Source organism: Gracilimonas mengyeensis (assembly GCF_900182705.1).
Taxonomy (GTDB): Bacteria; Bacteroidota; Rhodothermia; order Balneolales; family Balneolaceae; genus Gracilimonas; species Gracilimonas mengyeensis.
Genome location: NZ_FXTP01000001.1, coordinates 534,503 through 558,919 on the forward strand (window position 1 = coordinate 534,503; position 24,417 = coordinate 558,919).

A 24,417-nucleotide genomic window follows, 5' to 3' on the forward strand; every position below is an offset into this window, starting at 1 on the left:
GTTACTTAAGCACCGTCATCTTCTTAACGTTAGTAAAATCACCAGCACTTAAACGATAAAAATAGGTTCCGCTGGTTAGACCGGAAGCATCAAAACTAATCATGTGTTCTCCGGAAGCTTTCACTTCATTCACCAATGTAGCAACCTCCCTGCCCAACATATCAAACACTTTCAGGCTCACTTCACCACTCACTGGCAACTCATAACTTATCAATGTGCTCGGGTTGAAGGGATTCGGATAATTTTGCTGCAGTTTGAAATCGATCGGCTGATTGGAACCCTCAGCAATGCTGGTAGCCTGCTGAACAGCGGCAGTTGTGCTAATGCCATCATACAGGGTCTGTTCGGTATCTACCCGGTCCCTTGTATCCGATCCAACTTCAGCAGCATTGTCGTCGATATAAATGGCATAGCTCTCGCCAGCTACCGCATCAATACGCCCCAGATATGCCTGGTAGAGATACATGTTGTCACTGTCTACCAAGAGTGCAGAGGCATAATCCTCAGCATTAACAGATTGGGAAGCCATGTGGCGGTAGGTTTGCATCTCCTCTACAGAAAGCCCTGCTTTAATGCGCCAATCGTGGTTTGGGTCTGCCCAAAAGTTTACCCAAACATCATGCATCCCAGATTCTTCAAACTCAATGGTAGTCATAAGCATTGGAGCATCTTCATCTCCACTTTCGGAGGATATAAATACCGAACCTCCGTTGCCTAAGCCGGTTAATTCCTGCCAGAGGTTATCGGCCCGTCCTTCCGGTTCTGAAGAGCTTTCTACGAAGGCCTCTTCGTTGGAGTCAACAGGTTCGGTGTTTGCCCGGTTGGCATCCAGGTAATTCATGAGTGGGGCTTCTTTGTTTTCGATAACCATCCCCACAATGGCCGCATCAAAGTTATGAGCTGCATAGTAGGATCCTCTAAACCAAAGCAATGCTGTATTTTCATTATTCCATTGAGGAATGATCGGGCGAAAATTATCCCGGGTAGAATTTTGGGTGATGGCAGACCACTCCCAGGTTTCGCCTCCATCGGCAGTCACTCCTTTAAAAATCTCGTGTACGCCCAAATCGGTATCCTGATCTCGAGGATCGAACGGTGTAGAGATATAAATGGTGGTTGGATCATTGGGATCGAGAGCTCCCAGTCCCGTATAATCCTGCTCGCTGCCGTACATTTTTTTACCGGCTTTGCCTAAATAGGTATAGCTCCATTCCGTTCCATCAAAACGGCTGTAGAAGAAGGCATGATCCGGATCATTCGAGTTCAGATCATTAATGCGGGTTTTAATTAATGCCGCAACAGTCCCGTCATCATAGGCCATCAGATCATTATTCCACACCTTGTTCATATCGTTGCCGTTCACTTCAGTTCCGGCGGCAAACACGGTAGTGTAATCAGCAGGTGTGGGTGCACTTTGATCAGTGATATCAAAATCCAGCGTATCTCCAAAAGAATTGAAGGTCATCCCTCCTTTTATATATCCGTGGTACATACTGGTGTTAAAATCTCTGGGGTGATATTCCGTAGCGATGAAATCAATGCGGTCTTTGCCATTGCCCCAGTATTTGAAGTAGCCATTTACATAGCCCACTTCTTCCCCTTGATAGGGTTCCGAAAGTTGACCGCCGTAGCTCCAGGTATCGCCCTGATTCTGCGATATCATCATATGAGGATTCTTGCGATCGGCACGGGAAAAGTTATAAACACGCTCTTCATCCGACAGATAATACAAATTGGAATAGGTTTTGTCATTAGATACTTCCGGCCACGTATAATGTTGCTCCTCTCCCCATTCGCCGTTTTCGTAAATACGGTATCGGCTTCTATTGTCATAGTGATCACAATACATGGCCATGTATTTTCCATCCGGACGAATCAGAAAAGCTGGTACGTTATGGTCATCTGTGTAGGTATTCCTGAAAACCGTTCGTTCCCCCTGCCGGCTGGCCAGATCAAAAACGACGCCCTCTACCTGACCGTTTCGGGCATTGCGGCCGAAGCCATCACCGCTGGCAATAGATCCGAGCACCATCTTGCCGCCAACAGTATCGATTACTGCACGTTCGTCCTGGTACCAGCACCAGGCTCCGTTGTCATTAAATTGTATGAGGTTACCATGAACCACATCGGGTGTTTGTGCCTGCAAATTTGAAATGCTATAAGTAAATATGAGTGCAAAAAAACACAGATAGCAGGGTTTTAAAGTACTTAGTAAGCAGCTTACTTTTTTCATTGAATTGCGATTTTAGATGAGCGGGTTTTACAGTTAGGAGAGTTTTAAGACCTGTATATTAACCTTGCATTTTTCTGTTGATAAACCCCGAAAAGAGTATGACTATCAACAAAAATAAAAAATAAGGAGGAGCAATACTCCTCCTTACTTAGTTATGGTAACCACACCAAATGATTACTTAATCAACATCATTTTACGTGTCTCCACGAAAGAACCGGCCTGCAGACGGTAAATGTACATGCCGCTGGAGAGGTTTGAAGCATCAAAACGTGCCTGATGCGCTCCGGCTGCCTGTCGGCCATTCACCAAGTCGGCCACTTCACGTCCCAGCATATCATACACCTTAAGTGAAACTTCACTGCTGGCAGGTAGCTGATACTTAATGGTAGTACTTGGGTTGAAAGGGTTGGGATAGTTCTGCTCCAACTGATAAGCATTAGGGGCTTCAACCAACTGCTCATTTGATACTACAATGTCAGAAGACACAAAAGTGGTGATACTGTTGGCAGGCAAGGTTGTCATGAAGCGGTTATCTGTAGCTTCAATACTTTCCAACTCTTCTATATCCTCCGTTTCACTGGTTCGGTATTGGTTAAATAGTTGAGCATCTGCACCATCTACAATAAAGTTGATATCTTTGTCAGCATTTTCACCATTAACGGCAACGATAACCAATTTTGAGGAAGCAGAGTCAATAAAAGCAGTGGCGGTAACCCTCATCAAGCCTCGTCCTACGGGCTCATCATTATGTAACCGGATATACCCCGGGCGGATAAACTTGGAGTATTGTCCCATAACATAGCCACGTTTGGTGATGGTGCCACTTCTTGCATCATCCTCGTAACTGTCGGTATCGGCATCTACTCCATCATGAATGGGACTGTAATATCTTTTTATCTGCCACCAGATGTATGCATTCCAGTTTGCTTTCATAACCTGCTGGATTTCATCACCAACCCCAAGAGCATCCGGCCATATGTTGGCAGAACGGTCGCTGGTGGTATAATGCTCAGTCATCCAGATTTCTTTACCCTTTTCTTCCGCCAACGGATAGGCAGATAAGCCGCCGCCATAAATATGGCCACCAATAATGTCGGTGTGGGCTAATGCGAGGGAATCATTCAAGATTGGATCGGAATAATTTCGTCTGAACTGAAAAGATTCGGGTGCAATAATGCGGCTGTTGATTGAAGGGGCATGATCTCTCAGGAAAGTCACAATTTCTTCAGGTTCCCATTCTGTCCAGTCATCAGCATAGTCCGGTTCGTTTTGTACCGATATGCCATATAAAGGTACTCCGCGTTCCTCCATGTAGACATTAAAGGCTTCAAGGTGCTCTGCATACTCTGCATACTTTTCGGGATCTACTTTACGCTGAGGACTACCATCCGCTTCGTCATAATAAATAGCCATTGATTCAGGCGGATTCCATGGAGCGGCCCAAATCAGGGCACCCAGTTCATGAGCACGTCTTGCGGTTTCAACCTGATTGCCGTTGTCCCAGTCGTTAGGATTTGGGCTGATTCTAAGGCGTAAAATATTGAACCCAAGCTGACCTTCGTCATTGCCATAGGCCATCTCTATTTCTTCCATGGTTGGATCGTTTCCGTACCAGTCCACGATATTGGCTGCTCCAAATCCTCTGATGAACTGTGCCGTACTGTCTACATAAACAACGACATCTCCATCACCGGACTGAGCAAAAATTGTAGTAGATGATAAAACCACTACTGATACCGCAAATAAAAACCGGAACAGCTGTGGATATTTTCTAAATAGTAACTTTTTAAAAGGCATTAATCTAATTGTTTGAATTGTGATTGAGGAATTAAGTTTTTTGTTAACATCTAATTATGATGGAAAAGAGCTGAAATACTGGAACTTTCTGCTATTTTATCAACATCATTTTACGTGTTTGTATAAAGGAACCTGCTTTCAGCCGGTAAATGTACATGCCGCTGGAGAGGTTTGAAGCATCAAACCGGGCTTGATGACTACCAGCCCCTTGTCGATGATTTACAAGTTCAGCAACCTCCCGACCCAACATATCATACACCTTGAGCGAGACCATGCTGGTTTTGGGTAACTGATAGCTGATTTCGGTAGTTGGATTGAAAGGATTTGGATAATTTTGCTGTAGTTTATATCTGTCCGGGGTTCCTGAAAAAGTATCTTCATTTGATGTAGCCAGCGGTACTCTCTTGGGAGTGAACCGGAACTGCTTCAATCGGAATAATTCTTCTCCTTCATTTCCGGTAAAATACAAATATACGTCGTGCCGGCCGCTAATGGAGTCCACCTGGGCAGTGAATTCAATCCAGGTATCCCAGCTGCCGGTGTTTTCAATCGTCTGCTCGGCAATTTTCTGGCCCGTACCGATGGAATCCAGCCATACTTCAATTGTTCCTCCATTGCTGGCGCTGGAGCCTTCAATTTTTAATTCGTCAGGCGTGCGCTGATAATCAAAACCGGCTGAAGGTGGGGTTTCGTCTCCAAATTCCACACCGGCAAAAAGCGCCCAGTCGCCATTATGAATCTCTCCAAGGTATTCCGACTCTTTTTCTACTCCCGAATGATTAACAGGATGCCGGGCATCAATAAAGGAGTAGGCATCGCGGTATATATAGAGATCAAAAAAGGCCTCATTTCCGTACACATACAAGCCCTGCTGGTTACCTGTAAAGCTGTTAAAGTCTGTTTGTTCAACATTTAATTCGGTAGCATCAATGCGATTGCCGACCTGAAACCAGGTATCGCCATCTTCACTAAAAAAACCGTACATGTCATGTTCATCACGTTCAAGCTTCAGCCATAAAGTGGAACCAATGGTGTTTTCTTCCTCATATTCACGGCCATTAAAGCTGAATCGAACCACCTTTTCTCCATCTGTATTGGTCGAACTTACCAGCTTCACCTGCAGGTCTTCAGGACCATTGAGAATCCACAAACCAGCTTCATGCAAACGAGATGTTGCCTCAAAATCAAGTCGGGTAATCAGGCTATATTGATGCTCCCCATCATTTTTAATAACCGTGGTTGAGGACCGGCTGCTGGGAGACAAACGAAGCCAGCCGGGGCGCTCGCTAAGGGAATGATAAGAATCAGGAGTTCTACCCAGGAAAGACCATTCCGGATCCAGGGTTTCTGAATTAAACATATCCGACTTGGGAACCATCCAGGGCGTTCCTCCACTTGGAAGGTCAGGAGCATCCGTCGCTGAATCTTGCGGATATTGAAATACAGGGAATCCTTCTTCATCATACGTAATTTCAAGCAGTAAGCCCTGCCGGCCCTGGGTTACCCAGTCTTGATGGTAACTGTGCCCAATCACCCAGCTCGTTCCGTCATCCAGCTGCACTGCCGGTGAGATGTGATTTGGCGTATTGAAATGGTAGCGGGTTCCATATTGCATACCTCCGTCTTTAATCGTCCAGTCTTCCGGATCATCACTGAGCGTATCACTTTTCATCACATATTGTACGCCAGCCAAATGCTGGGCCACGCTATAATAGTACCAACCGTCTCTTTTCCACATCACAGGCCCTTCAGCCCATCCATAAGGATTATCTTCGGCATCAGGATTCATCCAGGTTAGATCCAAAATTTCACCGGTTGGCTGTCCCTCATCATTTAACTCCACAATGTGATTATTTTCACGGCCGTGTTTGGCCAAGAGGTACCACTTGCCATATTCTTCATCAATAAAAATTGAATTATCCACACCAAGTGCAGATATACCATCAGGTACTTCAACTCGTACCGGCTCGCTCCAAGGGCCTTCGGGCTCATCCGCTTTTACATAATACATGCTACCGCCTCCCCGACCAAAAAAGTGCCAGTAGCTGTCGTTATACCAAACCATATGGCCACCCCATATTCCGCCTCCTGCATTATCTCCATATACCGACCAGGTAGGAGAAACCGGTTGGGCAATGACTTCCCAATGCACTAAGTCGGTAGAACGGTAAATTTTCGGAGTTGGATTAAATGATGATCCTGAGGTATAAAAATAATCACCGATTTTGGTAAGTGTAGGATCGGGATGATCCCCGGGTATTATCGGATTTACGTAGGTGTCAAAAGAAGGAGACTGTGCGTGGACTTCAAAGGACAAAAAAGCTAAGATTCCTGCGCAAACGATGAGTAAGATTTTCTTTATCATATCATTAATTCTTATTCCGGTAATACAATAACCAATGGAAGTATAAAAAAATTTAAAAGCGCTTCCTTTATTTTGTTGCCTTTATAAAATGTAATTTTTACACTTAAAAAACTATTTAAAATTTGTTTCTAACCATTTTTCGTGTTTAAGCTTCCTTTATCTGCTTGGCACTCATTAATTTTGGAAAAAATGCTGCATAAAAGTTTTTGGGATCTGTTTTTAAACAAAATTAGAGAAATATCTGGTGCTCATTTTTTGCTCCTTTTTTTGATCATTCCAGCGCAAATTTTTGCTCAGACTAATACAAATGGGGCTACAAATCCTCTCATTTGGGCCGATGTTCCGGACATGTCGATGATCCGCGTGGGAGAAAATTATTACATGAGCAGCACGACTATGCACATGAATCCCGGCGTTCCAATTATGAAATCTACTGACCTAGCAAACTGGGAGATTATAAGTTATGCCTACAACAAGCTGGAAGATATTGACGCCACTTTGTTAAAAAACGGCAAGGAAATGTATGGAAGCGGTACCTGGGCAAGTTCGCTGCGCTACCACGAAGGCACCTTCTATCTATCCACATTCTCGAGTACCACAGGCAAAACCTATATTTTCACCACAACCGATATAGAAGATGGAAATTGGACGCAACACAGTTTTGAGCGCTCTTTGCATGATCACACGCTCGTTTTTGAAGATGATAAAATTTATATGATTTGGGGAAGCGGTACCTTAAGGATTATTGAACTCAAAAAAGATCTCTCCGGCATCAAACCGGAAACAGAGCAAGTTTTTATTGAAAATGCCACAGCTCCATCCGGAGATGACATCATGCTGCCGGCGGAAGGCTCCCAATTGTTCAAAGTCAACGGCAAATATTATCTGTTTAACATTTCCTGGCCCCGAGATGACATGCGTACCGTTATCGTGCACCGCTCGGATAGTTTGATGGGACCTTATGAAGGACGCGTGGTGCTTAAAGACCGGGGTATAGCCCAGGGAGGTTTAATTGATACGCCGGAAGGCGATTGGTATGCCTACCTGTTCAGGGATTATGGTTCTGTGGGACGCATCCCTTACCTCACGCCCGTTAGCTGGGAAGATGGCTGGCCGGTATTAGGTATTGACGGAGTAGTTCCGGATACCTTAAAGAATCTTCCAAAAAATACAGGGCTGAAACCTGGCATCGTAGCCTCCGATGATTTTGAACGGGAGAAAGGAGAAGCTGACTTACCCCTGGTTTGGCAATGGAATCACAATCCGCTTGAGAAATACTGGTCGTTGACAGACCGCCCCGGATACCTGCGATTGATCAACGACCGCTCCGACGATACCTTTCTAACTACAAGAAATACACTTACCCAGCGCACCATTGGGCCAACTTCTACCGGTGAGGTGGCCCTTGATATTAGCAGTTTAAAGGATGGAGATGTGACTGGTTTAGGAGCCCTGCAGGCAAATTATGGATATATAGCTGTGAAAAAAGAAGACGGGGAAACCTCTATCATCATGGCAAAAGGAACACCCGAGGAAGGAGAGCATATTGTTGAAAGTGCTCCTCTTGATCAGAATGTAGTACACCTGAAAGCGGATCTGGATTTTGAAGATTTAAGGGACATTGGGACTTTCTCTTACAGTCTGGATGGCGATGAATGGAAACAGCTTGGCAATGAATTAGAGATGTCCTACACCCTGCCCCACTTTATGGGCTATCGCTTTGCGTTGTTCAATTATGCCACAGAATCAGCGGGCGGTTATGCTGATTTTGATTATTTCGAAATTTACTGACTCACATTTTTTACCTCCATAGCCATCCGTCAAAACGTGGCTCTTCTGATTAAGTTTTATGTTTAACCTGTTTTAATTAAAGCCAATAACACTCACCAACCAAATCATGGACACCCTCAATCACGCCAATCCTTTTATCCTGAAATCCATAAATTTTCCAGGACTTAATGCATTATTTTATTTACTCTTGGCCTCTTTGCTTTTTATTGGAAATGCTTGTTCAACATCCCAATCTAAAGAGGCCTCCTCAAATCCAACTTTTGACTGGTTCACCTATCAGGGCAACGATCCCATTTATGAAGGCCTTGACGTTGCCGACGACGAATACATCAATCCCATAAACGCCGGATACTACCCCGACCCAAGCATTGTTCGGGTTGAGGATGATTACTACATGGTGCATTCTTCTTTTGCTCATTATCCAGGCATCCCCATTTTCCACAGCACTGATCTGGTAAACTGGGAACAAATCGGGCATGTATTGGATCGTCCATCACAACTGCCGGTTGATAGCCTGGGTATGTCCCGTGGAATTTTTGCCCCAACCATTGAATACAACAATGGCACATTTTACGTGCTTAGTACCTTGGTAGATGCCGGAGGTAACTTCATGGTGACGACGGATGACCCGGCCGGAGATTGGTCTGAATTGAAATGGCTGGATAACGTGGGTGGCATCGATCCGTCTATCTTTTTTGATGATAACGGGAAAACCTATGTACTCAATAATGACGCCCCGGAAGGCGAACCTCTTTATGAAGGCCACCGCGCTGTTTGGATTCGCGAATACGACGTACCCAACAACAAGAGCATCGGTGAGCCTAAAGTGATCATCAACGGAGGTGTAGACATTACTACTAAACCCATATGGATTGAAGGACCGCATCTCATACAAATGAGTGATGATGAATACATTTTGCATGCCGCAGAAGGCGGAACCGGCCCGCAACACTCACAGGTGGTTTTAAAAGGCGATAATCCTTTAGGACCTTTCACTCCCTATGAAAACAACCCCATTTTAACGCAGCGGCACATCGACCCGGATCGTGAATTTTCTGTGGAATACGTTGGCCATGCCGACATGGTGGAAACCGCAAATGGCGAATGGTGGACCGTTTTTCTTGGTGTACGTCCTTATGACGGTGTTCATTTCAACACCGGACGTGAAACTTTCCTGCTGCCAGTAGAATGGAAAGACGGATGGCCGGTTATTTTGGAAGGCGAAGAAACCGTTCCGGTTAAACTGAAGCGTCCTGACCTCCCCTATGCCGAAGAGCCCACACCTCCTACCCATGGAAACTTCACCTTTACCGATGATTTTAACGATTCTGAATTAGCCGACTACTGGGTGATGATGAGAACTCCTCACGAAACCTGGTGGGATTTATCCGAAAAAAGTCAATTGCAGATCGAAGCTCGTTCTGAACACATCAGCGGACTAGGAAATCCATCCTTTATAGGTAGACGGCAGCAGCATGCCTACGGTTCTGCATCCACCAAAATGACTTATAATCCCGAACAGCCCGGAGACCTGGCCGGTATGGTAGCCATTCAGGGTGGGCAGTATTATTACTTGATGGGTGTTAGGCTGAATGAATCCGGGCAGAAAGAGATGTTTGTGGAAAAATCGGTGGATGGAGAAGCTGAAATTATTGCCACAGAGGTGTTAGAAGATGAATCCGCGACAGAGTTTTACCTGAAGATTGAAGCACGCGGAGCAGAATATAATTTCTCCTATGGCCTCAGCGAAAACGAATGGCAAACTCTGCATGAAGGTGCGGACGGGACCATCTTGAGTACCAATGTTGCCGGTGGGTTTGTAGGAACCTTATTTGGCATGTACGCCTATTCTCCTGAATAATTTATGTAAAATTGATATTCAGGCCCTTAATTGTGATTAAAACACTCACATGCTTTTGAATCAACTACAAAAAGGCTATACATGCGTTATATAATTTTTTTAATGGGGATGTTAATAGCATCCCCCACCTTCGCACAAAATAATGTGGAGGTTGCCAGTCCTGATGGAAACCTGAACATAACAGTGTCTGTCCAACAGGGCAAGCCGGTTTATGCCGTATCCTATAAAGGCAGAATAATGCTGGAAAACTCCCCTTTAGGACTAACCACCAATGAAGGAGATTTCAGTACTAACCTAAGCCTGGTCAACTCAGAAACCGGAGAAGTTGACAAGCAATACACCCAGCGGAAAATAAAACAATCGTATGTGGAGTATACGGCCAATACCCTGACCGTAACCTTCGAAAATGCTGATGAAAAACAAATCTCCGTCCGGTTTCAGGTAAGCAACAACGATATCGCGTTCAGGTATGAACTGCCGGTTTGGGGTGAAACTTTGTCTGCAGTAGTTGAAAAGGAAGCTACCGGTTTCAGGTTTCCATCCTCTACAAAAGCTTTTCTTTCCTCGATGATGGAACCTATGACGGGTTTTGCCCGCACCGCTCCAAGTTACGAAAGCGGCTATGTGGCTGATGAAGCGTTGGAAAATACCACTGCTGAGTACGGTTATGTATTCCCGGGGCTTTTCCGTGTGGGAGATGACGGCTGGGTTTTACTCACCGAAACAGGTGTAAGTAGCCAGTATAATGCTTCTCATCTAAGCAGCCACCATGATGGTGTGTATAGGGTTGAATATCCACATCCTGAACAAAACAATGCCTTTGGCAGTACAGGAGCACAAATCGGCCTGCCGGGCGTAACGCCCTGGCGAACCATCACCGTTGGCGAAAGCCTGAAACCCATTGTGGAAACCACTATCCCCTGGGATGTAGTAGAACCGCTTTACGAACCTTCCCAACACTATGAGTTTGGGCGCGGTACCTGGAGCTGGATCATCTGGCAGGATAACAGCATGAACTACAAAGACCAGGTGACCTACATTGATTTGGCTGCGGCTATGGACTTTGAGTTTATCCTGATTGATGCCTGGTGGGATGCCAACATTGGCTACAAAAAAATGGAAGAGCTCATTCGCTATGCCCGGTCGAAAGAGGTGGGTGTATTTCTGTGGTACAATTCCAATGGCTCGGTGAATGACGCTTTTCAGACTCCCAAAGACAAAATGCATACTTCCATTGCCCGTAAAAAGGAAATGAAATGGTTGCAGGAAGTTGGCGTAAAAGGCATAAAAGTTGATTTCCTTGGCGGTGACAAGCAAACCACCATGCGGTTGTATGAAGATATTCTTTCAGATGCCAATGATTATGGCCTGCAGGTCATTTTTCACGGCACCACCCTGCCCCGCGGCTGGGAACGTATGTATCCCAATTTTGTAGGGAATGAAGCGGTACTTGCCTCAGAAATGTTGGTATTTGTACAGGATGTCCGCGAAAAAGAAGCATTCTATGCCGCTCTGCATCCGTTTATTCGTAATTCCGTGGCCAGCATGGAATTTGGTGGTGTAGTACTGAATAAATATCTGAACAAAGGAAATGAAGAAGGGCAAGAAAGACTAACCACCAACGCTTTCCAATTGGCCACCGGCGTACTCTTTCAAAACCCGGTGCAGATGTTTGCCCTCACTCCTAACAATCTGGATGATGCTTCCGGGCATGAACTTAACTTTATGCGAGAATTACCCACCACCTGGAATGAAACCCGGTTCATCGACGGATATCCCGGAAAATATGCCGTTATAGCCCGAAGAAGCGGACAAAGCTGGTATGTGGCAGGTATCAACGCAGAAGACGAACCCAAGAAACTAAATCTTGATTTATCCTTCATTTCCAAAGAGAATGGAAAGATGATTCTTGATGGTGCCCAGGGCTTGTCTTCCCGGCAAAAAGACATCTCGCTCTCCGATGGAACCATTGAGGTAGAGGTTGATCATCGTGGAGGATTTGTGATGAAATTTTAAAAAATATGTATCGAACTCCGTTCGATTTACTAACCAATGCAGCCTTCAAATTAATATTCACTCATTAAAACAAAGAAATACGGGGATGACTCACCAATCTATACAAAACCATTACCAAACCTTTTCTGGAATAACTTTTCTACTAAGTGTATTCCTTTTTCTGATTCTTTTGACCCCAAACAGCCAGGCCCAATCCACAAACTGGGTAGGCACATGGACCACCTCACCCCAGCTAACCGAACCCCATAATAATCCTCCGGAGCCCGGTTTAAGCAATAACACCATCCGGCAGATTCTGAAAGTTTCTATTGGCGGGGATACTTTGAGGATGCGTTTCTCTAACGAGTTCAGCAGCGAACCGGTAACGATGCAGCAAGTACGCATCTCCGTTTCTACCGGGCTGGATACCATCCTTCCTGAAACCGAGAAAGCCCTGCTTTTTGATGGAGAGCAAGAAGTGACCATGGAAGCCGGAGGTGTGGTAGTCTCCGATCCTCTCGCTTTTGATTTGGACGCTCTGTCCACCCTGGCCGTTACCATTTATTTTGGGGATACTTCGCCCGATGTGACCGGACATCCCGGTTCCAGAACCACTTCCTACATTTTAGAAGGCAATGCGGTTTCTGAAACCAATTTTGACGGCGCCGTGACTACCGACCACTGGTACGTTATTAATACCATTGATGTGGTTGCTTCCGACTCTGCAGCAGCCGTTGCTATTCTCGGTAACTCCATCACGGATGGGCGTGGTTCAGGAACCAACGAGCAAAACCGCTGGCCTGATGAGCTTGCCAAACGCCTTCAGGAAAATCCAGAAACCCAAGATGTAGGGGTACTGAATGCTGGTATCGGCGGAAACTGCGTGCTCGGTTCCTGCCTGGGTCCCTCTGCACTGAGCCGTGTTAATCGCGATATTTTTCAGCAAAGCGGTATTCGCTGGATGATCATCATGGAAGGTATTAACGACATCGGTTACGGTGGACCGGATACGGGAGAAAACCTGATCCAAGCCTACCGACAAATCATTCACCAGGCGCACCTGAACGGCATTTATGTATATGGCACTACCCTCCTGCCTATGAAAGGATCTGGCTACTACAACGAGGTAAGCGAACAACAACGACAAATCGTAAACAACTGGATCAGAACCACTGATATGCTGGATGGCGTGATTGACATGGATAAAGCGCTCCAAAATCCGGCTGATACGCTAAGCCTGCTCCCAGAAGCTGATGACGGCGACGGTCTCCATCCCAGTGAACAGGGACACCGTATGATGGCAGAAGCCGTTGATTTGGATTTATTTGTTGGACGGGATTCCCTGGAATACACCGATAACAGCGTAACCTTATACTACGAACCCGAATGTGCAGAAGTAGGCAGTGACTGGCTCATTCAGTCTGACGAGCAGGCCTCAAATGATCAATATGTGACCGTTACCCCCGGGACCGAAAGCCTGGAAGAAGCATCCACCAATGACGAGAATGTTATTAAGCTCTCTTTTTCTGTGGATAGTGCTGGTACCTACTCTGTTTTTGCCAGACTTAACAACGCTACCTACAACGATGATTCTTTTTGGATTCAAATGGATGAAGGCAGTTTTGACATGTATAACGGTCTGGTCACCAGTGGCTGGCAGTGGTTGTCGATTGATGACTTTGACCTGGAAGCCGGTGAACATACCCTGACCATCAACTACCGTGAAGACGGGGCTCAGCTGGATAAAATTGCCGTTTCCAACTCTCCCTTTGCCCCTACTGAAATGGGTGGAGATGCCGAAAATACATGTACCCCTACCAGCAATGAATCAGAATCAGGCATTCCACAGGGACATTCACTCCAGCAGAATTATCCCAATCCTTTTAATCCTACTACAGTGATCCGTTATCAGTTAGCAGTGAACAGTGCTGTTTCTTTGAAGGTATTTGATATGTTGGGACGAGAGGTGGCAACGCTGGTTAATGCCAGGCAATCAGCCGGGGAACATGCCGTACAATTTGATGCCTCCGGACTTTCCAGCGGTATCTATTTGTATCAATTAAAAACCTCTGCCGGTGTTCTATTGAATAAGAGCATGGTGCTGCTAAAATAGCTTCACATGCATGATCAACTGCAGGCTTTTTTTGAGTCTTCTAAGAGTCTGCAGTAATTTTCACCTCCATCTGTTCGCAGCGATTAATGCTGTTGTTGAAAAATAAAGTACTGTTGGAAATTTAAATAGTTAACCAAAAAATAACGAAGTAGCCATGAAACGTATTTATGTACTTATCACGTGCGTCTTTGCTTTCAGCAATATTGCATTTGCACAAACAATCTTCCAACAAGCCCCGGTAGGTTTTGATGTTGAAAAACCCGAAATAGCTCACGGTACCGTTGATACACTTTCATACCCTTCTGCAACGGTGGGAAATACACGCCAGGCTACTATTTACACTCCTCCCGGTTATTCTGAAGATGAAAAATACCCGGTTCTGTATTTGCTGCATGGTATTGGCGGCGATGAATATGCCTGGCTTAAAAACGGGCAGGCAAATGTGATCTTGGATAACCTGTATGCCCAAAACAAACTTCAGCCTATGATTGTGGTGATGCCCAACGGCCGGGCGATGGAAAACGACCGGGCCACCGGTGATATCTTTGCACCCGACAAGGTACAGGCTTTTGCCACTTTCGAACAGGATCTGCTGAATGATCTGGTTCCCTTCATCGAAGAAAATTACCCCGTACATACTGATCGTGAAAACCGTGCCCTCGCCGGACTTTCCATGGGCGGCGGGCAATCGCTGAATTTTGGTTTAGGAAACCTGGATCACTTTGCCTGGGTGGGCGGTTTTTCATCCGCCCCAAACACTAAACCTCCAGCTGAATTGGTTCCCGACCCTGATCAAGCCAAAGAACAATTAAAACTGCTCTGGATTTCCTGTGGTGATGAAGACAACCTGATGAATTTCAGCCAAAGAACCCATGAATATTTAGCGGAGCATGAAGTACCGCATATCTTTTATGTAGAACCCGGCGGCCATGATTTTGAAGTGTGGAAAAACGACCTGTACCATTTTTCGCAGCTGTTATTCAAACCCGTGGATCACTCCTTGTTCAATCATTCTAAATAACTGGTACGCAAGAAATATGCTCTTTAAGATTTCAAAAATAGTATTTATTGCCGGCATTCTGATTCTGTCCACCACATCTCCCGTAACGGGACAAAATCCGTTTATAAAGGATCAGTTTACAGCCGATCCTACCGCAAGGGTTTTTGAGGGTAAAATGTACGTCTATCCCTCCCACGATGTGGACTGCGGCACCGACTGGTTTTGTATGAAGGATTACCATGTATTCTCTTCTGATGATCTGGTGAACTGGACCGACCACGGCGTGATTCTCCATCAAAATGAAGTGGCCTGGGTAGATACCAATGCCAATGCCATGTGGGCCCCGGATGCGATAGAAAGAGAGGGCACCTATTACTTTTACTTCCCTGCTATCGCCGATACGAATACAGGGTTCAGGGGACGGAAAATTGGAGTCGCAACTTCCAATACCCCTTACGGTCCCTTTAGCCCGGAAGCGGAACCTATGGAGGGTGTGGATGGCATCGACCCCAATACTTTTATTGATGAAGATGGGCAGGCCTATTTGTACTGGTCGGGCCGTGGCATTTGGGGATCAGAACTAAACTCCAATATGCTGCAAATAGAGTCTGAACCTGAGAGATTAGATGAACATCATCCGCAGTCCGGTTTACGCGAAGGCCCTTTTATGTTTGAACGAAATGGTACGTATTACCTAACCTATCCGAGAGTAATTGAAAACACCGAAGCTCTGGTGTACGCAACAAGTGATCATCCTTTGGGCCCCTTTGATTATCAAGGTGTATTTATGGATGAGCATGAGTCCGGCTGCTGGACCAACCATCACTCCATTGTACACTATGAAGGCCAGTGGTACCTCTTTTATCATCATAACGATTATTCTCCTGATTTTGACAAAAATCGCTCTATTCGGGTAGATAGCCTCTTTTTTAACCCGGATGGAAGCATCCAAAAAGTAGAGCCAACCTTTCGGGGCGTGGGCCTGACCGAAGCCACATCACACATACAAATTGACCGCTACACAGCCATAAGTGATGACGGTGCTCATATAGAGTTTTTGGATCCCTCCTCTCCCTTTAAGGGATGGAAAACGATGCTTTCTGGAGATCATGCATGGGTCCGATATAACAGTGTGGATTTTGGGAATGAACCACCTGAGCGATTAAAGGTACGGGCTCAATCTGTTTCCGGAGGTACTATTGAGATCAAGCTAAATAGCCTTGAAGGACCTGTAATTGCTGAAATTGATATTCCGGAATCGGGATCATGGAATATTTATGAGACCTCATTGGAAATACAGCAAACAGCTGTCCATCATCTGTTTGTAATACTGAAAAATGGAGGCCCCGTTGAGATAGACTGGATGAGTTTCAAATAAACCTTCAGCCTACAAAATGAAACTAAAACACAAGAAAACCCAAGATCATGAAAAATAGCATCTTAACTCTGTTAGCTATGTTTGCGTTCCTAACATCTTTTTGCATAGCCCAAGACACTACCTATACACCATCAAGTGCAAATCAACCCGGTAAAGAGTACCCGATGGTAAATGCAAAGGGACAGGTTAAGGCCAAAGTTTTTGCTCCTGATGCCAATTACGTACAGCTTGATATCGGTGCGGTTAAATACGATCTCAAAAAGGATAAGCAAGGATACTGGATAGGTGAATCCGCTCCTCAGGATGAAGGTTTTCACTATTACCAATTAAATATTGACGGTGCTTCCGTGCCCGACCCGGGAAGTAAATATTTTTACGGTGCAAGTCGCTGGGGAAGTGGAGTTGAAGTTCCTGCTCATGATGAGGAAATATATGCGTTGAAAGATGTACCTCATGGCACCGTTAGAGAACATATTTTTTATTCTGAAATCAGTGACAGTTACAAACGAACATTTGTTTATACTCCGCCAGGCTACGAAACTAACACCGATAAAAGCTACCCTGTACTGTATCTGCAACACGGCGGTGGCGAAAACGAAACCGGCTGGTCGCGTCAGGGAAAAGCAAACCTGATTATGGATAACCTAATTGCTGCAGGAAAAAGTAAACCCTTTATAATTGTGATGAGTGACGGAAACTGGACGTTTCGCCGCCCTCCATCTCAAAACGAAGCGGATGAGGAGGATGGGCAACGGCAATGGCCGCCCAAGGGATGGGCCGATGAATTCATGAATATGCTGCTCAATGAAATTATCCCGATGATTGATTCAACATATAGAACCATTGCAGATCAGGATCACCGTGCTATGGCAGGTCTATCTATGGGCGGAATGCAAACCCGCGTCATTACCCTTGCTCATCCTGAAGTATTCTCCCGTGTAGGCATGTTTAGTGGGGGCAGCATCAGCCCGGCAGATGTTAAGGAACATCCCAATTTCATGGATCAAGTTGATCTCCTTTTCATCAGCAATGGTAGTCTCGAACTGGAAAATGCAGGAAGGTTTGGAGGCGATCCTCAGGAAAACACCCAAAAACTAGATGAAATGGGAATGAATACTCACTTTTATATTTCCCCTGAAACCGCTCACGAATGGCAAAGTTGGAGACGAAGCCTGCATCAATTTGCTCAATTAGTTTTTCAAGACTAAACCGATTTCACGATGAAACATCTCACTATTTTTACGATACTTGTCTTTCTTAGCTCGATAAGTGCAGCACAAGATTTAAGTGAAAGCAATGCGAGCAAAACGAAACAAAACTATCCTTTTCAAAATCCTGAATTAAGTTCTGAAGAGCGAGCAGAAGATCTGATTTCACGCTTAACGCTCGAAGAAAAAGCCTCTCTCCTTCAGGATCAGTCACCGGCTATACCGAGACTGGGAATTCCGAAATTCAACTGGTGGAGTGAAGCGCTTCATGGCTTTGCTAATAACGACAGCGTTACGGTATTTCCTCAAAACATTGGTATGGCGGCTTCTTTTGATGATGAGTTGGTGTACGAAATCTTTAGTGCCACTTCCGATGAAGCGCGGGCCAAATACAATCAGGCCCGCATGAGGGGCGAAGAAAACCGTCGCTTTCTGAGCTTATCCGTCTGGACACCTAACGTGAACATTTTCAGAGATCCGCGCTGGGGACGTGGACAGGAAACTTATGGTGAAGATCCATACCTGATGACCCGCATGGGCGTGAATGTGGTTAAAGGGCTGCAAGGTCCCGAAGATGAGAAGTACCTGAAACTGCTGGCTGGCGCCAAACATTATGCAGTGCATTCAGGACCGGAATGGAGCCGTCACTCTATCAATCTGACCGATGTTGATCCGCGTGAGTTATATGAAACCTATTTACCGGCGTTCAAGGCGCTGGTAGAGGATGCAAATGTCCGGCAGGTGATGTGTGCATACAATCGGCTGGATGACAATCCTCTTTGCGGAAGTGAGCGCATGCTGGAAGAAATTCTCCGGGAGGCCTGGGATTTTGAATACCTGGTAGTGGCTGATTGCGGTGCGGTGCACGATTTCTATACCACGCACGATGTTTCCACCGATCCGGTACATGCCGCGGCAAGAGCCGTTCGTGCCGGGACTGATTTAGAATGCGACTGGGAAAATTACACCTATAAAACCCTCCCCGAAGCTGTAAACCGTCATCTGATACGGGAACAGGATGTAGATCAGGCGTTAAAGCGAGTGCTGGTTGGCCGATTTGACCTCGGTGATTTTGACGACGATTCCATGGTGAAATGGGCGCAAATTCCGCCTTCCATCTTAAACAACGCTGAGCACCGGGCACTGGCGCTGGAAATGGCCCGTAAGTCCATGACGCTGCTTCAGAATAAAAACGATGTACTTCCGCTCAGCAAAGACATCGACAAAGTAGCGGTACTTGGCTCAAATGCCGACAACGAAGTCATGCTTTGGGGAAATTACAACGGAACACCGGTTCGAACCATCACCATTCTGGATGGCATCAAATCCAAGCTTTCAGAAGATCAGATCTATTACAGTCAGGCCATTGACTTGGTGGAAGACAAAGTGCTCGAAAGCTATTTTGACGGACTTTCTTTTGAGGGAGAAAAAGGATTTAAAGCCACCTACTGGAATACGCCCGACTGGAGTGGTGAACCGGTGAATACCGCACGGGTTGTGAACCCTATGAAACTCACGGTAGCAGGTCAGCATCAGTTTGCACCCGGTGTGGCCCTTGATGGCTTCTCAGCCAAATACGAAGGTGAATATACCGCCAAGGAAGACGGCAAGCTGGTATTCCGTTTTGGGGCGACGGGATTCTTTGAATTGTTTGTGAATGGGGAATCACTGGAACAATATACCAACTGGCGAACACTGCCCTCCCGTGCAACCTACCCTGTGGAAGCCGGTGAAACCTTCGACATTGAAATTCACTACGCCCAAAGAGAAAACTGGCAGGCCAACCTGGAGTTTAACTTTGGAAAAGAACTGGATGTCACCTACGATGAAATCATAGAAAACCTGGACGGCATCGAAACCGTGATTTATGTGGGCGGACTTTCCACTCTGCTTGAAGGCGAAGAAATGCCAGTTAACTATCCCGGATTTAAAAGCGGAGATCGTACCAATATCGAACTCCCGGCGGTTCAAAGAGAATTCCTCAAAGCTTTGAAAGCAGCCGGTAAAACCGTGATTTATGTAAACAATTCCGGTTCGGCCATTGCCCTTACTCCCGAAACCGAATCGGCGGATGCCATCCTTCAGGCCTGGTATGCCGGCGAATCGGGCGGACAAGCCGTGGCCGATGTGCTCTTTGGAGATTACAATCCCGGCGGAAAGCTACCGGTTACCTTCTACAAACATTCCGATCAGCTGCCGGATATTGAAGATTACTCTATGAAAGGCCGCACCTATCGCTACCTGGAATCAGAAGAAGCGCTCTTCCCCTTCGGATTTGGGTTGAGTTACACCACGTTTGATATAGGCGAAGCCGAAGCCAGCAAAACCTCCATCACCCCGGATGAAACCGTATGGCTTACCATTCCGGTGTCCAATATCGGAGATATGGCGGGAACCGAAATCGTACAGGTGTACGTGCGCAAAGTGGATGATGTGGAAGGACCGATCAAGACCCTGAAAGGATTCAAGCGTGTGGAATTAAATCCCGGAAAAAGTACTGATGCAGTTATTGAGCTGCCCCCTACTTCGTTTGAATTTTATGATTGGGAGCAGCGAAAAATGGCCATTACTCCCGGCAGATATAAGATATTTTATGGTAACAGCTCGGACCAAAAAGACCTTAAAGAAATCATAGTAGAAATACTTTAATGGTTTCTCCTAAAACTGTCATAAGAGAAGCCACGCTGAGTTAGCTGTGTACCTTGAACGAACGGTAACTTTTATCAGTAGAAAATTATCGCTGAAAGTTTTTTGTGTTGAAAACTGAATACCATTGTGGCATATCTCGGTGGCCATTTTTAACTAAAACAAAAGCCCTGTCGGAATCCACCAACGGGGCTTTCTATCCACCTCACAGGACTACAACAAATCATCAAGTGGCTACCGCGGCATATTCCTCCAGGTACTGCATCACGGTTTCTACATTTTTCTTTGAACCGATATAAATCGGAGTTTGCTGATGGATAGCATCCGGCTTCAACTCCATAATACGAGTTTCCCCATCGGTTGCCATCCCACCGGCCTGTTCAATAATAAAGCTCAGTGGGTTACACTCATACATCAGGCGCAATTTACCATTCGGATATTTTTTGCTGTGTGGGTAGATGAAAATGCCGCCTTTGATCAGCGTGCGGTGGATATCTGCCACCATAGAGCCAATGTAACGAGCCGAATATGGGCGTCCGGTCTCAGGATCTTCCTCCTGGCAGTATTTGATGTATTTCTTCAAGCCTAAATCCCACGAATTATAGCTCCCTTCATTAATGCTGTAAATAGCGCCATGTTCAGGAATCTCAATACCGCGTTCACACAAAATGAACTCCCCGATACTCGGGTCCAGCGTAAACACCGATACCCCAAGACCTGTTGTATAAGTCAAAATGGTACTGGAGCCATACAGCACATAGCCAGCTGCTACTTGTTTGATTCCAGGCTGAAAGGCATCCTCTTCCCGAAGTTCGGGATTATACCGGGCCTCGCGCATATACACCGAAAAGATGCTCCCTATGGATACATTCACATCGATGTTTGACGAGCCGTCCAACGGGTCGAGATACACAATGTACTTTCCGCCTTTGCTGCTCAGTTTTACGACTCCATCGTTTTCTTCAGAGATTACCATACAGGTAATCAGTGAGCGGTCTAAGGCCGAGATAAGCTGTTCATCTGCAAACAGATCCAGCTTTTTAACCGATTCTCCATGAATGTTTTTGGAGCCATCGAGCCCTAAAATATTCGTAATTCCTGCTTTATTAACCTCGCGGGAAATAATTTTGGCGGCCAGACCAATATCCCGCAATAGCTGCGAAAGTTCTCCGGTGGCACCCGGAAAACGGTTTTGCGACTGGATTATATACTCCTCTAAAGTAACCAGCCTCTTGTTGTTTATATCTATCATCACTCATAAGTTTTATTTGGAAAGGCTGTGGCGAAACTAAAGCGAATGAGTGAGAATTTCTCCAGTGTAGGAAAATTCTAATTAGTCAATTTGTTTGATTTTTTTGAGGATACTAAAGGCCTTGGTTTTCAGCTCTTTCAGGCTTCCATCGTTCATCACTACAAAATCAGCCAGATGGGTAAGTGATTCAAAATCAGGCTGTTTGTTCATGCGTTCTTCAATTTTTTGGTGTGATGATTGGTCTCTCTCCAGGGTTCGTTCCACCCTCAGGTCTTCATCAGCCATAAGCAGGATGACATAATCCAGGTTTTCGGGCCGGCCGTCATTCAACAAAATAGCAGCCTCTTTGGCAAAAACGTTAATCCCCTCCTTCTTTTTCTCCCTGATAAGCTCTTCTGTCCGTTTCCAAAGCACCGGATGAACCAGTCCGTTGAGTTCCTCCACCCTTCCCTTTTCAAACGCTTCTGTCGCCAGATATGGTCGATTTAAATTACCTTCTTGATCATAAGATTCATCCCCGAAAGTATTTTTTATCTGTTGGATGAGCTCCGGGTCAGTTTGCATGAGTTCTTTGGCAAAATCATCGGCATAAAGTACAAACACATCCTCCTGTGTTTCCCACTCCTTGCAAAAAGTGGTTTTGCCTGAACCGATACCGCCTGTTATGCCAACTGTGATCATTTAAAAGTCTGGTGTATCTTTTCGATTATCAAAAATAGAAAGAATTATAACCTCATTTTCTTTTTCATTAATTTCATAAAAAATAGACACTTCCTTTCTGATTACAGCCTTGTGTATATTTTTAGCTTTATCAAAAACTGGAAATAAATGAGGATTAACTGATATCAATGACAAGCTACCCAAGAACTTTTCACTAAAAAAATTGAAAACCTGTACCCCAAATTCACTAATCAAATAGGTTTTAATCTGCTGGTAATTTTCCTTGGATTCCTCGGTAAGACGAACAGAAAAGTTATGATCATCCATGCTCTTTCAGATATTTAAAAGCATCCGAATGTCTTCCGGCTTTGGCATCTTCCTTCCCCCTCAGAATTGAAGCCTTGGCTGCCTCCGGCAACTCTTCCCATCCTGACGAGCTACGGTGACTCTCCAAAAAGACTTCAATCCATATCAAATGCTTACGGTTTAGTTCATCCAACATACGTCTCAGATCTTCTTTTTCTTCCTGCTCCCTTTCCAATAAATACTCTTCCTGATCTTCCCGCACAAAACCATATTTCTCTTTAAGACTTTTCCAGAGTTCCTCCGAACTTATCATTTCAACCTCTCCGTGCTCAATTTCCTCTGCTCGCCTTTTAATTTCCTCCAGTTGCTCATCGGTTAGCGGAGGTGGCGTCCAGGAACCTTCTGTCCAGTTATAAATGAACATTGAAATGTATTGCAACAGATCTCCCTCAAGTTGCTGTATTTCCTCTTTAAGACGTTCTCTTAGTTTTTCTGTTTCCATGATGCAATATGATTTTAAAAAGAAATTAATGCAACCATTACATCAACCCTGGAAAGGTTTAAACCCCTTCCAGGGTTCGGGGTAATTCTAACAAAAAATTGTTACCGTATCAGAGAGATTCTTCTCTACGCTTTTTCACTTCGTTTCAAAAGTCTTCGTTCAGAATGACATTGCTCGAAAGTGTATTCCTTTGCCGTTCTTTGAACGGACATTACTTTTCAAGTAATCTTCTAATTCTCAGATCTTCCCTTCCCAGGCTTCGATAATCTTATCCATCCGTGCATTGGTCTCGGGATCAACTTTCATGCGCTCTGGCTCGGCTTCAAACCAATCCAGTGTCCGGCGGATGCCTTCCCGGAATGGAATCGTAGCCTGGAAGCCGGGTACCAGTTTCTTGATTTTGGAGTTATCAAATACGGCACAATGTGATTTATCGCCCAACAAACCGTCTTTTTCTTCAGGGGCTACTTTGGCAATGAAATCGGAAGAAATATGAACAGCATTGAGCTCTGCCCCGGCCGCATCGGCTACGGTTTGGTAGATTTCGTTCCAGGTGAGTACTTCATCTGAAGTGAGTTGTACAGCCTGACCGATGGCTCGGGGATGTCCCAGTAATCCATTAAATCCTTTAGCAAAATCCTCGGAATGGGTGAGCGTCCATAGAGACGTACCATCGCCGTGAATAATTACCTTCTGCCCCTTTTTCATCCGGTCGATGACGGTGTATTCTTCCCATCCGCCAATGGCTACGGGAATACGTTTGTCGTAGGTATGCGAAGGACGTACAATGGTCACTGGAAATCCATCTTTTCGATAAGCATCCATCAACAGGTTTTCGCAATCAATTTTATCCCGGGAATACTGCCACCAGGGATTGTGCAGCGGCGTGGATTCATCAATCATAAAACCCGTAGCTGGTTTCTGATACGCAGAAGCCGAGCTGATGAAAATGTACTGCTTGGTCTTGCCGGCAAAGAGATCAATATCGGTTTGCACGTGCTCCGGGGTGAAGGCAATCCAATTCACCACCACATCCCACTCATGCTCCGCCAGCTTATCACGAATGGTTCCGGGACGGTAGATATCCCCGGTAATAACTTTAGCGCCTGGAATATCCACCTTAGTTTTACCGCGGTTCAACAAAAACAAATCAATGCCCTGCTGAACGGCTAAATGACTTACTGAGGTGCTGATATTTCCGGTGCCACCAATGAAGAGTACTTTCATGGAGAGGTTTTAGGTTCAAGGTTTTAGGTGCAAGTTAATGGTACGAAATGTGTGGCTTAGTCTCACAAAAAGCTTGAAAACTC

General features: G+C 45.4%; 16 protein-coding genes. 8 read left to right on the plus strand and 8 right to left on the minus strand.

All coding sequences use genetic code 11. From position 1 onward, the window contains the following. Position 1 precedes the first annotated feature (1 nt). The 3 genes from FN815_RS02160 to FN815_RS02170 all read right to left on the minus strand — a co-directional run bounded on the left by FN815_RS02160 (position 2) and on the right by FN815_RS02170 (position 6,395). A complete protein-coding gene (locus FN815_RS02160) occupies positions 2-2,146 on the minus strand; it encodes a T9SS type A sorting domain-containing protein (RefSeq protein WP_185957136.1) in 2,145 nt (714 codons plus the stop codon). Between the two features lie 261 nt (positions 2,147-2,407). After that, positions 2,408-4,030 (minus strand): T9SS type A sorting domain-containing protein, encoded by a 1,623-nt coding sequence (locus tag FN815_RS02165; protein WP_142452943.1) that lies wholly within the window; start codon positions 4,028-4,030, stop codon positions 2,408-2,410. A 91-nt stretch (positions 4,031-4,121) separates the two neighbouring features. Next, positions 4,122-6,395: a family 43 glycosylhydrolase gene (locus tag FN815_RS02170; RefSeq protein WP_142452944.1), complete on the minus strand. Its 2,274-nt coding sequence runs from the start codon at positions 6,393-6,395 to the stop codon at positions 4,122-4,124. Between the two features lie 189 nt (positions 6,396-6,584). Between FN815_RS02170 and FN815_RS02175 the strand changes: the two genes are divergently transcribed. The 8 genes from FN815_RS02175 (at position 6,585) to xyl3A (ending at position 20,390) form a co-directional block, all read left to right on the plus strand. Beyond that, positions 6,585-8,186, plus strand: coding sequence for a glycoside hydrolase family 43 protein (locus FN815_RS02175; protein ID WP_142452945.1), 1,602 nt, complete (start codon positions 6,585-6,587; stop codon positions 8,184-8,186). 106 nt (positions 8,187-8,292) lie between these two features. Continuing rightward, on the plus strand, positions 8,293-10,047 hold the full coding sequence (locus FN815_RS02180; protein WP_142452946.1) for a glycoside hydrolase family 43 protein: 1,755 nt from the start codon (positions 8,293-8,295) through the stop codon (positions 10,045-10,047). A gap of 81 nt (positions 10,048-10,128) precedes the next feature. Next, complete coding sequence (locus FN815_RS02185) at positions 10,129-12,063, plus strand: glycoside hydrolase family 97 protein (RefSeq protein ID WP_221930214.1); 1,935 nt, start codon at positions 10,129-10,131, stop codon at positions 12,061-12,063. Between the two features lie 85 nt (positions 12,064-12,148). Then, on the plus strand, positions 12,149-14,155 hold the full coding sequence (locus FN815_RS19080) for a GDSL-type esterase/lipase family protein (RefSeq protein WP_185957137.1): 2,007 nt from the start codon (positions 12,149-12,151) through the stop codon (positions 14,153-14,155). Between the two features lie 154 nt (positions 14,156-14,309). After that, on the plus strand, positions 14,310-15,176 hold the full coding sequence (locus FN815_RS02195) for an alpha/beta hydrolase (RefSeq protein WP_142452947.1): 867 nt from the start codon (positions 14,310-14,312) through the stop codon (positions 15,174-15,176). A 16-nt stretch (positions 15,177-15,192) separates the two neighbouring features. Continuing rightward, complete coding sequence (locus tag FN815_RS02200; protein WP_142452948.1) at positions 15,193-16,533, plus strand: family 43 glycosylhydrolase; 1,341 nt, start codon at positions 15,193-15,195, stop codon at positions 16,531-16,533. Positions 16,534-16,580: 47 nt separating this feature from the next. Next, on the plus strand, positions 16,581-17,741 hold the full coding sequence (locus tag FN815_RS02205) for an alpha/beta hydrolase (RefSeq protein ID WP_142452949.1): 1,161 nt from the start codon (positions 16,581-16,583) through the stop codon (positions 17,739-17,741). 12 nt (positions 17,742-17,753) lie between these two features. Beyond that, a complete protein-coding gene (gene xyl3A, locus FN815_RS02210; protein ID WP_142452950.1) occupies positions 17,754-20,390 on the plus strand; it encodes a xylan 1,4-beta-xylosidase in 2,637 nt (878 codons plus the stop codon). 223 nt (positions 20,391-20,613) lie between these two features. On the opposite strand, the gene fbp is transcribed toward xyl3A, so the two are convergent. The 5 genes from fbp to FN815_RS02235 all read right to left on the minus strand — a co-directional run bounded on the left by fbp (position 20,614) and on the right by FN815_RS02235 (position 24,334). Beyond that, on the minus strand, positions 20,614-21,639 hold the full coding sequence (fbp, locus tag FN815_RS02215) for a class 1 fructose-bisphosphatase (RefSeq protein WP_142452951.1): 1,026 nt from the start codon (positions 21,637-21,639) through the stop codon (positions 20,614-20,616). Positions 21,640-21,720: 81 nt separating this feature from the next. Beyond that, positions 21,721-22,320, minus strand: a complete 600-nt coding sequence (coaE, locus tag FN815_RS02220; RefSeq protein WP_142452952.1) for a dephospho-CoA kinase — start codon at positions 22,318-22,320, stop codon at positions 21,721-21,723. Beyond that, positions 22,321-22,626 carry a type II toxin-antitoxin system RelE/ParE family toxin gene (locus FN815_RS02225; protein ID WP_142452953.1) on the minus strand — a complete coding sequence of 102 codons (306 nt, stop codon included), beginning with the start codon at positions 22,624-22,626 and terminating at the stop codon, positions 22,321-22,323. Further along, on the minus strand, positions 22,619-23,107 hold the full coding sequence (locus tag FN815_RS02230; RefSeq protein WP_142452954.1) for an addiction module protein: 489 nt from the start codon (positions 23,105-23,107) through the stop codon (positions 22,619-22,621). Before FN815_RS02230 ends, FN815_RS02225 begins: the two co-directional genes overlap by 8 nt. A gap of 237 nt (positions 23,108-23,344) precedes the next feature. Continuing rightward, the gene (locus tag FN815_RS02235) at positions 23,345-24,334 is read right to left on the minus strand and encodes an SDR family oxidoreductase (protein WP_142452955.1); all 990 of its coding nucleotides are present in this window, start codon (positions 24,332-24,334) and stop codon (positions 23,345-23,347) included. Between the last annotated feature and the right edge of the window lie 83 nt (positions 24,335-24,417).

Coding starts and splice junctions, on each gene's coding strand:
- FN815_RS02165 (WP_142452943.1), bottom strand. CDS start 4,030: ATGCCTTTTAAAAAGTTACTATTTAGAAAATATCCACAGCTGTTCCGG.
- FN815_RS02170 (WP_142452944.1), bottom strand. CDS start 6,395: ATGATAAAGAAAATCTTACTCATCGTTTGCGCAGGAATCTTAGCTTTT.
- FN815_RS02175 (WP_142452945.1), top strand. CDS start 6,585: ATGCTGCATAAAAGTTTTTGGGATCTGTTTTTAAACAAAATTAGAGAA.
- FN815_RS02180 (WP_142452946.1), top strand. CDS start 8,293: ATGGACACCCTCAATCACGCCAATCCTTTTATCCTGAAATCCATAAAT.
- FN815_RS02185 (WP_221930214.1), top strand. CDS start 10,129: ATGCGTTATATAATTTTTTTAATGGGGATGTTAATAGCATCCCCCACC.
- FN815_RS19080 (WP_185957137.1), top strand. CDS start 12,149: ATGACTCACCAATCTATACAAAACCATTACCAAACCTTTTCTGGAATA.
- FN815_RS02195 (WP_142452947.1), top strand. CDS start 14,310: ATGAAACGTATTTATGTACTTATCACGTGCGTCTTTGCTTTCAGCAAT.
- FN815_RS02200 (WP_142452948.1), top strand. CDS start 15,193: ATGCTCTTTAAGATTTCAAAAATAGTATTTATTGCCGGCATTCTGATT.
- FN815_RS02205 (WP_142452949.1), top strand. CDS start 16,581: ATGAAAAATAGCATCTTAACTCTGTTAGCTATGTTTGCGTTCCTAACA.
- xyl3A (WP_142452950.1), top strand. CDS start 17,754: ATGAAACATCTCACTATTTTTACGATACTTGTCTTTCTTAGCTCGATA.
- fbp (WP_142452951.1), bottom strand. CDS start 21,639: ATGATAGATATAAACAACAAGAGGCTGGTTACTTTAGAGGAGTATATA.
- coaE (WP_142452952.1), bottom strand. CDS start 22,320: ATGATCACAGTTGGCATAACAGGCGGTATCGGTTCAGGCAAAACCACT.
- FN815_RS02225 (WP_142452953.1), bottom strand. CDS start 22,626: ATGGATGATCATAACTTTTCTGTTCGTCTTACCGAGGAATCCAAGGAA.
- FN815_RS02230 (WP_142452954.1), bottom strand. CDS start 23,107: ATGGAAACAGAAAAACTAAGAGAACGTCTTAAAGAGGAAATACAGCAA.
- FN815_RS02235 (WP_142452955.1), bottom strand. CDS start 24,334: ATGAAAGTACTCTTCATTGGTGGCACCGGAAATATCAGCACCTCAGTA.